The following is a 13,609-nucleotide window of genomic DNA, read 5'->3' as shown; positions in this document are numbered from 1 at the left end:
TTTTTTGAGAAGACGAAGATTAAGCTGCGCGGGCGGGGCGGCACCAATCTGGCAGCCAATCGCCATGGGCAGAAAGCAGATCGGTGACGAGGCCGCGAATTTGGCGCAGATCCAGCTCGGCTGCAGTATGGGGATCCATCATTGCGGCGTGATAGATGTATTCGGGGTTTTCTTCGGTCAGCGCGCGAACCGTTAGCTCTTGTACGTTGATCTGGGTCCGCATCAACGCGATCAGTTGTGGTGGGATATCCGTGACCACGGAAGGCTGGACGCCATTCGAGTCAACCAGACACGGCGTTTCAACCGCTGCACCTAGGGGTAATTGCGGAATCTGACCCGTATTTGGCAGGTTGCCGTAGGCTGTGTACGGCGTGTCTGTCACGATTGCGTTCATAAGGTCGGCGGCGAATTCATGGCTTCGGGTTACTTCGATGTTCCGACCATCTGTCAGGGTCTTGGCCTGTTCCTTCCAATTGGCCACCTGCTCGACACAGCGGGTCGGGTATTCGTCCAGCGGTATGCTGAACTGTTCGATCAGGTCATTGCGACCGTCTTTGATGAACCAAGGAACGTATTCTGCAAAATGCTCGGAACTTTCGGTGCAGAAGTATCCAAGATGGTCCATCACTTCGTACCGGACTTTGTTTGGACAGCGCGGCATTAGCAGCGGAGGCTTGGGTAAATGCCCGGCGCGATAGCCCTGACGCAAAGCCGGATACAGATCGCGGCCTTCATGCTCGAGCTTGAGGAAGAACGCGACGTGATTGATGCCGGCAACTTTGTAGCGAAAGTCCGCCTTGGGCAGGTCTAGATCATGCGCCAGTTCTTCGACCGTGTTCTGGACAGAATGGCACAGGCCGACATGTTTCAGATTAGGGAAGCGCTCAGCCAGAGACCAGGTGTTGATGGCCATCGGATTCACGTATTGCAGCAGCGTTGCGTTGGGGCACAACTGCATCATGTCCTGCGCGACGCCCCACAGAACGGGCACAGTGCGCAGGCCGCGCATAATGCCACCAACACCCAGCGTATCGGCGATAGTCTGACGCAGGCCATATTGTTTTGGGATTTCAAAATCTGTCACCGTGCAAGGCTCATACCCGCCAACCTGAAAGGCAGTGATCACGAAATCTGCGCCGTCCAGCGCCGCGCGACGATCCGTGTGGGTTGAGACGGTTGCACCCGTGCCGACTGAGCGGATCATGGCCTTGGCCACAGCTTCGCTTTCGGCCAAGCGCACCGGATCGATATCCATCAGCGCAAAGTGGCTGTCTGCAAGGGCAGGGGTGAGCAGGGCGTCGCCCACGATGTTCTGCATGAAGATCGTGGAACCTGCACCTACAAAGGTGATCTTGGTCATGAGGTAAACCTCTGGTTTGACGTTATTTTACGGCACCGAGGGTCAGGCCCGCGATGAAGTGTTTCTGCATCAGGAAGAACATGGCAACCGGCGGCAGGGCTGCCACTATAGAACCGGCACTCATCAACTGATAAGCAGCGCGAAATTGCGCGTTAAAGCTGGTGATCCCGGCTGTCACGGGCTGGCTTTCGGCCCCTTGGGTCAGAACAACAGCCCAGAAATAGTCGTTCCAGATGAAGGTGAAAATCAGGACACTGAGTGCGGCGATGGCCGGTTTCATCAGTGGTAGAACGACGTACCAGAAGATTCGCCATTCGCTAATGCCCTCGACCCGTGCGGCCTCGATCAGTTCGAATGGCAGGGCGCGGATGAAGTTGCGCATGAAGAGCGTGCAGAACCCGGTCTGGAAGGCGATGTGGAATAGCACAAGCCCTGTTTTGGTGTTGTAAAGGCCCAACTCCAGCGTGAGATCGCGCACAGGGACCATCAGGATCTGGAAGGGTACGAAATTGCCCGCCACAAACATGAAGAAGATCCAGAGGTTCGATTTGAATTTGTAGATCCCCAGCGCGAAGCCTGTCATGCAACTGAGTGCAACGGCCCCGATTACCGTTGGTACGGTGATCAGGAACGAGTTCATCAAGTAACGTGGCATATCCGAATTGAAAAAGACCTGACCATAGTTGAACGCGCCCTCAAAACTTGACGGCATCCCCCAGTAATTCGCATTGGTGAAGTCTGCGGCAGGTTTGACCGAGAAAAGCGCGACCGCCAAAAGGGGCCCCAGCCATAGTAGCAGTGCCAGAGGCAACATCGCCTGATAGGTGATCTGCGCTGCGCGGGGTTGTTTTTCGATCGGTTTGGGAAACATCTCAGTGCCCCCTTTCTTCGCGGTACATCGACCACAGGAAGTAGGCGATGAAGCAGAGCATAATCAGGAACAGGATCACAGCGATAGCTGCGCCATATCCCATGCGGAAGCCGTATTCGGACAGCGCGACCTCGAACATGTAGTAGGCCAGCACGCGGGACGAACCAAAAGGACCGCCCTGTGTCATGATCGAGATCAGGTCAAAGCTGCGCAGCGCGCCGATGATTGTCACAACGAATGCGATGAAGGTTGCCGGGCGCAGCTGCGGCAGAATAATGTGCCACAGCATTCGCCCACCTTTTGCGCCGTCCAGACGCCCGGCTTCGATCTGTTCGGGGTCGACGGCGTTCAGGCCGGTGAGGTAGAGGATCATGCAATAGGCCGTTTGTGGCCATAGACCTGCGAAGATGATGCCGTAGGTTACGAAGCGCTCATCCCCCAGCACGTTCAGTGGACCGAGGCCAAAGAGGCTTAGGAATTCATTTAGAAGGCCAAAGGTTGGGTCGTAGAACCATGTGAATACTAGCCCAACGACGACCTGAGAGATGACGAAGGGAAAGAAGAACAAAGACTTGTAGAGGCGGATGCCCCAGACCGTCTGGTTCAGGAACAGTGCGATAAACAAGCCTGCAGGGATTGCGGCCAGATACAGGATCAGCCAGATCAGGTTGTTCTTGAGCGAGATGTAGAAAGCGTCGCGGTCCACCCATTCCCAATACAGATCTTCATAGTTGCGAAAGCCGACATATTCAGCTGCACCTAAACCGTCCCATTCATAAAGAGACAGATTGAAAGACTGAAAGACCGGGATGATCACATAGACCATGAAGAACAACAGACCCGGAGCCAAAAACAGCCAGGGCGCGATGCGCTGTTGGTTTCTGTGGAACCAGCTTTCTTGCTCGGGGGCGTCAACGGCAGCGGTCATGGGCATCTCGGATCTGGTGGGTGAAGGCGGGCTGAAGCCCGCCCTACTATTGTGCAAGGTGTAGGCCGGGCTTCAGCCCGACCCTGGACAAGATTTAGTTGTCGTAGATGCGCTCGCGCGCACGTTCCAGCTTGGCCAGAATCTTGTCAGCGTTGTCCGGCTTGACCATGAATTCCTGGAAGCCTTCCATCGACACTTTTGCCATTTCCGCTGGTGCGTCGCGGTCCCAGAACTGTGCAACACCGCCGGGGCTGTTAGACGATAGCATGACAAAGCCCTGCTGCAGGAACTTGTCGTCGTCCACTGCAGATTGCGCGTTCACAGGCAACTGGCCGAGGTTTGCACCGTTGTTGATTTCGGTCTGTTCGTCCGCAGAGACTGCGAAACGCAGGAACTCACGCGCGGCTTCCTTGTTCGAGGCATTGGCCGGGATATGGAACGTATCGGTCGGCGCGTCTTCGGCCAGTTCAACATCGGGGTTGATGGCGACAAACTGATAGAAGTCCAACTGATCGTCGGTCAGGCCTGCTTCACGCAGCGGAGCCACAGCGAAGTTACCCATCAGATAGGCGGCGGCCTCACCGTTGACCATAAAGGGCAGGGCTTCTTGCCAGCTATATGTCTGGTGGTTGTCAATGAATGCGCCCATGTCGATCAGCTGTTTCCAGTTGGCGAAGGTCTGCTTAACCCGGTCGTCTTCCCAGCTGATCTCGCCATTTGCGAGTTGATTGTGAAAGTCGAACCCGTTGGTGCGCATGTTCAGATAGTCAAACCAGCCACCTGCTGTCCACAGGAACTTGGTGCCGATGGTATAACAGGCGCGGCCGGAATCGACGATCTTCTGGCAATTGGCCAGTTCTTCTTCCCAAGTGGTCGGCTCGGTCAGACCCAGCTCATCAAAGATGTCTTTGCGGTAATAAACGCCCCATTGATAGTAGGTGTACGGAACGCCCCACTGTTTGCCATCAATGGTCATCGCACCTTTGGTCGAGGCCAGATTGTCGGCGATTTCAGGTTCAGCCCACAGGTCCGAGACGTCTTCGAAAAGACCCGCTTCAACATAAGGCTTCATTCGGTTGGCTGCATACCAGGTGGCAACGTCTGGCGTGTCAGCCGTCAGGAAGTTGCGAATCTGGGTCTTGTAGGCCTCACGGTCGATCACGGTGGTTTCGATTTCTAGACCGGGATGCTCGGCCGCGAATCGCTCGATCATCGCTTCCATCGTCGCGCGCGGCGCCGGGTTGGACGTATCGAGGAAGATTCGCAGCTCGCCGGTCAGCTCTGCTGCGACGGGCGCAGCAAGTGCCACACTGGCAGCCAAAGCAGCCGCTGTGCGCTTGAACATGGAATGCATAGTTTCCTCCCTTAAGCTTCCATATTGGTCTCAAATATTGAAACCTTGTTTTATATATTGAAAACTACACATCGACTCGGCTACTCTTGTCAAGACCCTCGTGCCCAAAGCCGAGGGAAAGTGGAGGAGAACAGGCACCCGTGGCAGGTGACGGAACAATAGGAAAAGCATGTGACGTGTTGGAACAGGTCGCGGCCTTCGAACGCCCGGTGCGGTTCGGGGAATTGCTGGAGCGCAGTGAATTTCCCAAGGCGACGCTATACCGCTTTCTGCAGTCGCTAACCAATCAGGGCATGCTGCATTACGAACCGGAACGGCAGACCTATTCGCCAGGTATGCGATTGGTGCGCCTGGCACATTCGGCATGGACGCATAGCTCATTAGCTCCAATTGCGCGGCCTTTCCTGGACGCTCTCAGCGCCGAGACAGGGGAGACCGTGCACTTGGCGCAACTTGATTCCGGGCAGGTGCTTTATGTGGATAAGCGCAACGCGCAACGACCAATTGAGATGTATTCCGAGGCCGGCAAGGTCGGCCCGGCCTATTGCACAGGCGTTGGCAAAGCGATGATGGCCTATTTGGACGAGGCACAGTTGGAAAAGACGATCTCGCAACAAAGCTTTCATCGGTTCACTGACAAGACCTTGGCCTCGGAAAAGGCATTGCGGGCTGATCTCGTTAAGATCCGCAGCCGTGGTTACGCAGTTGATGATGAAGAGCATGAGCCTGGCATCATCTGCATTGCCTGCCCGATTCTGACTAACGGGGGCCGCATGTTGGGGGCCCTCTCGGTGACAGGATCGACGGGGCGAATGGATTTCGAACAATTGCAATCTTGGGTGCCGCGCGTCCGGCGCGTCGCTGAACAGATCGGCACAGAAGCACAGGCGTGGCGGTTCCCCGAGGGCCAACAGAATAGGATGCAAGCAACATGACAGGTGTAACCCTGAAAGGCGCGATCAAACGGTATGGCCAGACGCAGGTCATTCACGGGATTGATCTGCAGATTGAAGATGGTGAGTTTTGCGTGTTCGTGGGCCCCTCGGGCTGCGGTAAGTCCACGCTGTTGAGGATGATCGCGGGTTTGGAAGAAACCTCGGACGGGGAAATCCATATCGGCGCACGTGAAGTCACGCATGTGGATCCTGCCAAACGCGGAGTGGCGATGGTTTTTCAAACCTATGCGCTCTATCCTCATATGACCGTGGCCGAGAACATGGGATTTGGTCTGCGTATGAACGGTGTTGCCAAGGCCGAGATCGATCAGAAGGTTCAGGAAGCGTCAAATATTCTGAAGCTCGACCAATATCTGAAACGCAAACCCAAAGCGTTGTCCGGCGGTCAGCGTCAGCGTGTCGCGATCGGGCGTGCCATTGTGCGCGGCCCCGAGGTGTTCCTGTTCGACGAACCGCTCTCGAATCTGGATGCAGAACTTCGCGTGGAAATGCGGGTTGAAATTGCGCGGCTTCATCAGGAAATCGGCGCGACGATGATCTACGTTACGCACGATCAGGTCGAGGCGATGACCATGGCCGACAAGATTGTGGTATTGCGCGACGGTCGGATTGAGCAAGTGGGAGCCCCTATGGACCTGTATCGCGACCCCGACAATAAGTTCGTGGCGGGTTTCATCGGGTCTCCTGCAATGAACTTCCTTGAGTGCGATGTCGTGGACGGCATGGTGCGGCACCCAGCACTTACTGATGATGTCCCGGTCACCGAGAGCGTTCCCAAAGGAGCGACGAAAGTAACATTGGGTATTCGCCCCGAGCATATTCAGGTGGATCGAAACGGTGACACCTGCACAGTTGATCTGACCGAAGCGCTCGGTGGTGTTTCATATTCTTATCTGCTGACGCCAAATGGCGATAAGCTGATTGTGGAAGAACGGGAAGACCAACGCAGTACGACCGGTGACCGCATCGGGCTTTCGGTTCGTCCTGAGCGTGCGATGCTGTTCGATCCCGAGACGGGTCAGCGGCTGCGATAGGGCTTGCCAGACCGGATCTGTTTTGCATGACTGCGCATTATCCATCGGCTTTCCGGAGGCTTTATGCGCAGTTCCAAAACCATCCATGTGATCTCGGCCCATGCTGAAGGCGAAGTGGGCGACGTTATCGTCGGCGGCGTCGCTCCGCCTCCGGGAGAGACGGTATGGGACCAAAGGACCTTTATCGCTGAGGACCAGACATTGCGGGATTTCATGCTGAATGAACCTCGCGGCGGTGTCTTTCGCCATGTGAATCTGTTGGTTCCACCAAAAAACCCCGAGGCCGATGCAGCGTTCATCATCATGGAACCGGAAGACACGCCACCGATGTCAGGCTCCAACTCGATTTGTGTCTCAACGGTTCTGTTGGACAGTGGCATTCTTCCGATGCACGAGCCTGAAACCCATCTGACATTGGAAGCCCCAGGAGGGTTGATCCGCGTCCGCGCCGAATGCCGCAATGGCAAGGCCGAACGTATCTTTGTGCATAATGTGCCAAGTTTCGTCGACAAGCTGGATGCCCGGATCGAGGTTGAGGGCATCGGGACGTTGCGCGTGGATACCGCGTTTGGTGGCGACAGTTTTGCAATTGTCGATGCCGCCGATTTGGGTTTCGAGCTTACCCCTGATGAAGGAGCTGATCTTGCAAGGACTGGCGCGCGTATCACCGATGCCGCCAATGAGCAGCTAGGCTTCGATCACCCCACTAAAGACTGGAGTCACATTTCGTTTTGCCAGATTGCAGGCCCGCTCGATCGTCAGGGCGATATTCTCATCGGACGAAATACTGTCGCCATCAAACCGGGTAAGCTGGATCGTTCACCTTGTGGCACCGGTGCTTCAGCCCGGATGGCGGTTTTGCTGGCCAAGGGAGAAATGACGATGACCGATCGCTACCACGCGCGTTCAGTCATCAACAGTGAATTTCGCTGCCGTATCGTAGAGCGGCATGATCTGAACGGCCGCGTGGCGATCACCCCGGAAATCTCGGGGCGAGGCTGGATTACGGGTACGCACCAGCACATGCTCGACCCCGATGACCCATGGCCTGGCGGCTATCGCCTACGCGACACTTGGGGGGCATAAGCCGGGGCCAAATTCGACCCAGTACTATTCTTTGGTTTCAACCTTCGAGACTGAACATCAATCGTGCGGTCACCGGTACGGTGCGGGTGATGCTGGGTAGTTGCGCCAACTCCATCAGCTTGTCTACGCCTGCCGAAACGCCCGCATCCTCGGTGCTGATGAACACCATGTCGTTGGTTGAAACCATGACGGTATCTTCGGCCACACGCAGGACAAACATATCGGTGTAGAATTCCACCTCGGTCCCCGCCAGAGCCAGCTTCGCATCCACCTCAATCGTGTTACTGGCCCCCACATCCAGTTTCGACACTTGGTCCATATCAATGTTCGCGCTCAATGTCGCGGTCGCGGCCTTGCGAAACACATACTCGATCATCCGTTCGTTACGGATTTCGATATTCGTTTCGACCGACGACAGATCGATATCGATATTAACCTTGCCATCTTCGCTGACATGACCCGAAAGGTTGGTGAAAGAATTGACCTCTCCAACATCATCGATCTTGACCGTTCCATAAGCCAGATGAGACGCATCCGGGTTTAGTGTCCAATCTGCAGCCAGACCCGGGCCTGCAATAATAGCCGACGCAATCGTGATTGTTTTGAACAGAAGTTTCATTTCTTTCCTCCAGGATGTATGACAGTTCTGACCAAGCGGGCCCGGTCCCATGTCAAAGCAAACACACACAGGTCGCGTTTTATTCGATGAGTGTTGAGATGAGCACTGAACAAGCCGTGCGCGGCGCGATCCAGACCCACTCGAAACGGGTCTGGCGGTTTGGGCTGGCTTTGTCGGGTGCGTCGGACGTTGCGGATGATCTGTTGCAGGCGACGGCATTGCGTGCGTTGGAGAAGCACCACCAGGTCACCTCGTATGAACGGCTGGACAGTTGGCTGATGACGATCTGCCGTTCAATCTGGCTGAACGAGATACGGGCGCGATCCGTAAGAAAGGCGCAGGCGCTTTCAGTCACGCCCGAGGCGGAATTAGTCGCGACAGGGCCTGATTCAGAAACGAATATTTTCGCCGCTCAGGTGTTTACTCAAGTGATGCAGCTGCCAGAGGCGCAACGTGAAACGGTGATGCTTGTGTTTGTCGAAGGCTACAGCTACCGCGAAGCTGCGGATATGCTGGACGTACCCATCGGCACAATCATGAGCCGGCTTTCCAATGCCCGGCAGAAACTGAAGACCGTTATGCAGCACGATGCGGCTGACACCGTGCAACGGAGTGGCAAATGAAGTTTTCCGACGAAACACTTCTGGCCTATCTGGAAGGCAGCCTCGATGAGGCCGAAGCCCGCGCCATCGAAGACGCGGTGGCCGAGGATTCTGCACTCGAACACCGTCTCATGGCGCTCGACCCATTTGCCCAGGTTGTGCAGCAGGCTTTTGAAGGCATTCCAACTGAGGCACCTTCGATCGATCTGCCCATTCCGAGCGCTCAACAATCCAATGCCGGACCGCTCCGTTTGCTGACGGTCGCAGCCTCAGTTGCTGTTATTGCTGCGTCTGCAACATTCTGGGCCACGCGACCACAGGCATTGGGCTGGGCGGAGCAGGCTGCGATCTATCAATCGCTTTATTCACCGGACACGATTGCCGATCTGGACAATTCTCAGCAAACCCTGGACGCGCAGTTTGTTCAGGCCGAGGCTCAGTTGGGTCGTTCACTGAACCGGGACGTGTTGGAAAATCTGCCGGGCCTTGATTTGAAACGAGCTCAGGTGCTGTCGTTCAAAGGTAAACCCTTGGTGCAGGTGGTCTTTGCTGACGCCCAGGGCAATCCGGTGGCGTTTTGTGTGATCCGGCAAGGCGCGGGAGCACCGGTCAAGGATGTGAACCTTGCGGTGCTCAGTGGTCTTGCGACAGCGACATGGGCGAATGATGGCTACGGCTATATGCTGTTGGGTGGAGATGCGCAAACAGACCTGAGTGGAGAACTAAGTGTTTTGACCGAGGCGTTCTCAGGCTGAGCGACAAGAATCCGCAAAACCACTTGTGAACCGCGGTAAATGCCCGAAGAATACCCGACATGAAGCCGAACCCTCAGATACCGGACCCGGATGATGAGGCCTTGGAAAAAGGGCCGCGCAGCATCTATGACGCCGATCCGCCGGAAGACGACGATTTGTGGTTCCTTCCGCCCGACGGCGAAGAAGACCCGGGAGAATTTCTGCCCTCTGTACCGAGACCGGACCAGCGTTTGCTGTTTGACCCAAGGGACTGGCGTGCGGCCCAATCCGAGTTATCGGCTGAACTGGCCGATCTGGCCGTCACATTTGGAGCTCTGGATGAACGTTTGCGCGCGGGTCCCAAGGGGTGGGGTCACCGTCTGGCCCTGATGGAGGTCTCGGATCTGGGCTGGTGGACGGGCGATCGGATCAGCGTCGACCGCCTTGCGCTTTGGACCGGTTTGCGGATTGGAGCAACCGGTGATGATGTGCAGGCTTTGTATCGGGCGGGATGGGCAGTGAGGCGGCTGTCGTCGGGTGCTGCGCCATCAGAGGGCGGCTGGGATGCGGGGCTGACCGCTTTTCTAGACCGTCAGGCCCAAGGTTTCGAAGATACACCCGAAGCAGTGATTGATCTGGCGGAAACCATGCGAAATGTCGCCGGTTTGCACCCGGTTACCCAGGCCGCCATCGGATTTCACGCGTGGCGCGCGTTGTCTCCTGGCATCGGACAGGATACCGAGGCCGCGGTCATCGCGGCCCGCCATGCCGCCGCGATGGGTCGAGGTTGCGCATTGTTCATGCCGCTTTCTCTGTCGGGCCCAGGTGCATTGCGGGGGGCAGGATCGTTGGACGAGAAACTTTCGGCCTGGATTCAGGGGGCAGGCCAGGCCTCACTTGCGGCTTTGCTGCATTTGGACCGGATCAGCGCTTGGGAAGGGCGCGCCCGCGACGCCATTTCGGACCTAAGCGGTCGAACCCCACCCGTGCTGATCGATGCATTGGCGGCTTGGCCGATGGTTTCCGCCCCGCTGGCCGAAGAACTGACCCATGCCTCGCGTGCAGCGGCACAGCGAAATCTGGACAAATTCAGCGATAGGGGGCTGATCCGCGAAGTAACCGGGCAGGGTCGATATCGCGTATGGACGGCGGCCTTGTAACTGGCATTGATCTGTCGCTTTCACAAAGAGTGAAATGATAGGGTTGTTAGCTGGGTTCCTGGTATCGATCTTGGTACAGGATAAGACAGATCTTTGCGTGTTGTCTGGATCGGTCAGAAACCAATTTGCAAGAACGATAACCGTCCGGGCGATGGCCCGAACGGTCTTTATTCAGTACCAACGACCGACTGCGATCACTGTTGGCGCTATACTGGTAGCGTCCAAGGATGGAGCCATCACCTGATACGTCGCTTGAGTTTCTGAAGGTGCGTCAAACCCCATAAATCGGCCAATACCGCCGCCGTTCCCGCTGAGAGCGGGAGAACTGCTGTCAGCAAAGGCAATAGGGAAATCCCAATTGGCGGTACCGCTGGCGAACATACTACCAGTTGCAGTCGTGCAGGCCACCGCACTTAGAACGGCGGTGCAAATCTGGGTTCCGTCAGCAAAGCGCGTATAGTCACCATTTGCATTGCCGCCCCTCTCGATCACCGCTCCGCTGGGTACGCCGCTGCTTTCGGATACGGTGCCCAGCACATTGCCCGGTCCGTACCCGTAATCTGCCCGCATCAGGCGACCCGAGGTGGTGTCATCGGCGCTGCTTTGCACAGCCGCTCCGCTGGCTGTTCCGGTTGTGGCGTCAAACCGCAAAGCATCGACCCAGCTTCCGCCATCCTGCGAGACCTTGATTGAAAAATTTGTATCGCCGGATAGGCCCATTTCGGCATGGCCGGTCCAGTTCGATTGAAACAGCAGCGAGGCAGTATCACCGGCACCAGCCTTGTTGATCTTGAGTTGGTGGCCAGCGCCCTCATGCGTCAACAAGGTGGCAGGGCTACGTACGGCCAGACGGTTTGTGCTGTCTGATCCGGTTGCGATGCCGATCCCGGAAAGGTTCTGTGTATTGACCGGCGGGTCGATCCACGCCGACCCGTCCCAGACTTTCAACAGCCCTGCATTTTGATCCCAAGCCCGCCAGCCCATGTCGGGCGTCAAGAAATGCCACCCGTTGTCCAACCAAGCCGCCAGTTTTCCATCCTGTCCGGACCATGCTGCGGTCGGAGACGTGCCCAATGCATAGGTTTCACCCTGATCAGGAGCAGCTGGTGGGATAGTCGCGTTAACGGACGCAACGCTTAGCTGCACCACCAGATCTAGCGCACGCAGCGCTTCGTTATGGGTCACATGTTTTTGGGCCTGCGCGGGTTGCAGATAGGGCAGATTTAGACGGGGAGAGTTCTGTGGCATGGGCATCCTCCTGTGGTGTCGGTCCGATGATGATTGCGCGCCACACTGCCGTGATGTGCGTAAATCCCGCCTGACCCAGCCGAACGCCCAGGTTTCGAATTTTTAAGATTTGGTCTCAGAAATATGGAGACATCTGCCTTGCAGATGCCCCAAAACTTGGATCAGTTCTTGAAATCAGATCTCAGTCACGCGCGTAGACATCTTCGTAGCGAATAATGTCATCTTCACCCAAATAGGTCCCGGTCTGCACCTCGATAAGAACCATTGGCACTTTGCCTGGGTTTATCATCCGGTGCACGGCCCCGAGCGGCACATAGACGGATTCATTCTCAGACACGAGCTGTACCTTGTCGTCAATAGTCACCTCGGCGGTGCCTTCCACGACAATCCAATGCTCGGACCGATGGTGATGCGATTGCAAGCTCAGCGAAGCGCCGGGATGGACGTGAATGCGTTTGACCTGAAACCGATCGCCGATGACGAGGCTTTCGAACCATCCCCAAGGGCGATGATCAACGGGCAATGCTTCCGCCTGCTTGGCGCCTTTTGCCTTCAATGCTGCGACGGCCTGCTTGACGTCTTGCGCCCGGTCCATGCTGGCGACCAAAACCGCGTCAGGCATAGCCACGGTGATTACGTTCTCTAACCCCATTGCAACAACTTCTTGCGCGGGCGATTCAGAACGCACCAGCACGTTGCGACAATCTATGGCGGTCACTTCGCCGGCAGTTGCAACGCCGTCTGTATCGGGGTTGCTCAGCTCTTGTACGGCAGACCAGCTGCCCACGTCTGACCACCCGGCGGCATAAGGGACAACGCTGAGATTGTCGGCCTTCTCCATAACCGCATAGTCGATAGAGATGTCCTGAACTGTCGCCCAGGCCTCGGGATCTAACCGCAGGAAGCCCAGATCACACTGTGCATGCTCAACCGCCTTCTGAACGGGCGCAATTAGATCATGTGCATGCTGGTCGAAAGCCTCAAGGATATCTCGGACCGCGAACAAAAAGATGCCCGAGTTCCAAAGATAACTCCCTTCAGCCACCATTGCCCTGGCGTTTTCAAGATCGGGTTTTTCAACGAACCGGTCAAGTTGCACAGAAACGCCTGACGAGTCCGGTGCTTGGGCGAGCTTAAGGTAGCCATATCCGGTTTCGGGTCGGTCGGGTGTGATCCCAAACGTCACCAGATCTCCACGCTCGGCTATTGTGCGGACCCCTTCGGCGACGGCCGCATGAAAGGCCGCACTGTCTGGAATGACGTGATCCGACGCGGCCACCAGCATCATCGCGTCGGGGTCAGTGGATGAAAGGTGCAGGGCAGCGGCCAGCACTGCAGGTGCAGTATTGCGTCCTTCGGGTTCGATCAAGATCGGACCCGGATCGACTCCGATGGCCATTAATTGTTCAGGGACAACAAAGCGGAAAGCCTCGTTGGTCAGGATCAGAGGTTTGGCGTAAGGCGTGTCGGTCGGGCCTTTCAACCGCTCGGCACATTGCTGCAGCAGGCTGGTTTCACCAATCAGCGGAACAAACTGTTTGGGGTAGCTTTTACGCGACAACGGCCAAAGCCGAGTGCCGGATCCGCCACATAAAATTACAGGATAGACCATGCTCACGGTGCCTGCCCCTTCTGAACCTTTTAGCTTAAACTATTG

General features: G+C 56.4%; 13 protein-coding genes. 6 read left to right on the top strand and 7 right to left on the bottom strand.

The window, feature by feature from the left end; genetic code table 11:
* Nucleotides 1-19 precede the first annotated feature (19 nt).
* The 4 genes from I5192_RS21100 to I5192_RS21085 all read right to left on the bottom strand — a co-directional run bounded on the left by I5192_RS21100 (nucleotide 20) and on the right by I5192_RS21085 (nucleotide 4,513).
* A complete protein-coding gene (locus tag I5192_RS21100) occupies nucleotides 20-1,360 on the bottom strand; it encodes an alpha-glucosidase/alpha-galactosidase (protein WP_170422850.1) in 1,341 nt (446 codons plus the stop codon).
* Nucleotides 1,361-1,382: 22 nt separating this feature from the next.
* Complete coding sequence (locus I5192_RS21095; RefSeq protein WP_170394442.1) at nucleotides 1,383-2,231, bottom strand: carbohydrate ABC transporter permease; 849 nt, start codon at nucleotides 2,229-2,231, stop codon at nucleotides 1,383-1,385.
* A gap of 1 nt (nucleotide 2,232) precedes the next feature.
* Nucleotides 2,233-3,159: a carbohydrate ABC transporter permease gene (locus I5192_RS21090; RefSeq protein ID WP_170394445.1), complete on the bottom strand. Its 927-nt coding sequence runs from the start codon at nucleotides 3,157-3,159 to the stop codon at nucleotides 2,233-2,235.
* 94 nt (nucleotides 3,160-3,253) lie between these two features.
* Nucleotides 3,254-4,513, bottom strand: coding sequence for an ABC transporter substrate-binding protein (locus I5192_RS21085; protein ID WP_170394448.1), 1,260 nt, complete (start codon nucleotides 4,511-4,513; stop codon nucleotides 3,254-3,256).
* A gap of 140 nt (nucleotides 4,514-4,653) precedes the next feature.
* Here I5192_RS21085 and I5192_RS21080 point away from each other — a divergent pair, with 140 nt between their 5' ends.
* From I5192_RS21080 to I5192_RS21070, 3 genes are all read left to right on the top strand, one after another.
* The gene (locus I5192_RS21080) at nucleotides 4,654-5,448 is read left to right on the top strand and encodes an IclR family transcriptional regulator (RefSeq protein ID WP_170394450.1); all 795 of its coding nucleotides are present in this window, start codon (nucleotides 4,654-4,656) and stop codon (nucleotides 5,446-5,448) included.
* Complete coding sequence (locus tag I5192_RS21075) at nucleotides 5,445-6,503, top strand: ABC transporter ATP-binding protein (RefSeq protein ID WP_170407775.1); 1,059 nt, start codon at nucleotides 5,445-5,447, stop codon at nucleotides 6,501-6,503. Before I5192_RS21080 ends, I5192_RS21075 begins: the two co-directional genes overlap by 4 nt.
* A 63-nt stretch (nucleotides 6,504-6,566) precedes the next feature.
* Nucleotides 6,567-7,589: a proline racemase family protein gene (locus I5192_RS21070; protein ID WP_223118478.1), complete on the top strand. Its 1,023-nt coding sequence runs from the start codon at nucleotides 6,567-6,569 to the stop codon at nucleotides 7,587-7,589.
* A gap of 37 nt (nucleotides 7,590-7,626) precedes the next feature.
* Here the strand turns inward: I5192_RS21070 and I5192_RS21065 are convergent, their stop codons facing one another.
* Nucleotides 7,627-8,208 carry a YceI family protein gene (locus tag I5192_RS21065; RefSeq protein ID WP_170561540.1) on the bottom strand — a complete coding sequence of 194 codons (582 nt, stop codon included), beginning with the start codon at nucleotides 8,206-8,208 and terminating at the stop codon, nucleotides 7,627-7,629.
* Nucleotides 8,209-8,306: 98 nt separating this feature from the next.
* On the opposite strand from I5192_RS21065, the gene I5192_RS21060 reads away from it, so the two are divergent.
* The 3 genes from I5192_RS21060 to I5192_RS21050 are packed head-to-tail and all read left to right on the top strand — an operon-like array spanning nucleotide 8,307 to nucleotide 10,704.
* Nucleotides 8,307-8,831, top strand: coding sequence for an RNA polymerase sigma factor (locus I5192_RS21060; protein ID WP_255612221.1), 525 nt, complete (start codon nucleotides 8,307-8,309; stop codon nucleotides 8,829-8,831).
* On the top strand, nucleotides 8,828-9,565 hold the full coding sequence (locus I5192_RS21055; RefSeq protein ID WP_223118477.1) for a hypothetical protein: 738 nt from the start codon (nucleotides 8,828-8,830) through the stop codon (nucleotides 9,563-9,565). The genes I5192_RS21060 and I5192_RS21055 overlap by 4 nt, the downstream gene beginning before the upstream one ends.
* 59 nt (nucleotides 9,566-9,624) lie before the next feature.
* Nucleotides 9,625-10,704 carry a helix-turn-helix domain-containing protein gene (locus tag I5192_RS21050; RefSeq protein ID WP_223118476.1) on the top strand — a complete coding sequence of 360 codons (1,080 nt, stop codon included), beginning with the start codon at nucleotides 9,625-9,627 and terminating at the stop codon, nucleotides 10,702-10,704.
* A 171-nt stretch (nucleotides 10,705-10,875) separates the two neighbouring features.
* Here the strand turns inward: I5192_RS21050 and I5192_RS21045 are convergent, their stop codons facing one another.
* Both I5192_RS21045 and I5192_RS21040 read right to left on the bottom strand, forming a co-directional pair.
* Nucleotides 10,876-11,952, bottom strand: a complete 1,077-nt coding sequence (locus tag I5192_RS21045; RefSeq protein ID WP_170646939.1) for a DUF2793 domain-containing protein — start codon at nucleotides 11,950-11,952, stop codon at nucleotides 10,876-10,878.
* Between the two features lie 181 nt (nucleotides 11,953-12,133).
* Entirely contained in the window at nucleotides 12,134-13,564 is a 1,431-nt protein-coding gene (locus I5192_RS21040; RefSeq protein WP_223118671.1) for a mannose-1-phosphate guanylyltransferase/mannose-6-phosphate isomerase, read from the bottom strand.
* Nucleotides 13,565-13,609: the final 45 nt, after the last annotated feature.

The sequence above is a fragment of the Ruegeria sp. SCSIO 43209 genome, from assembly GCF_019904295.1.
Lineage (GTDB): Bacteria > Pseudomonadota > Alphaproteobacteria > Rhodobacterales > Rhodobacteraceae > Ruegeria.
This window is presented reverse-complemented; position numbering and strand designations above follow the sequence as displayed.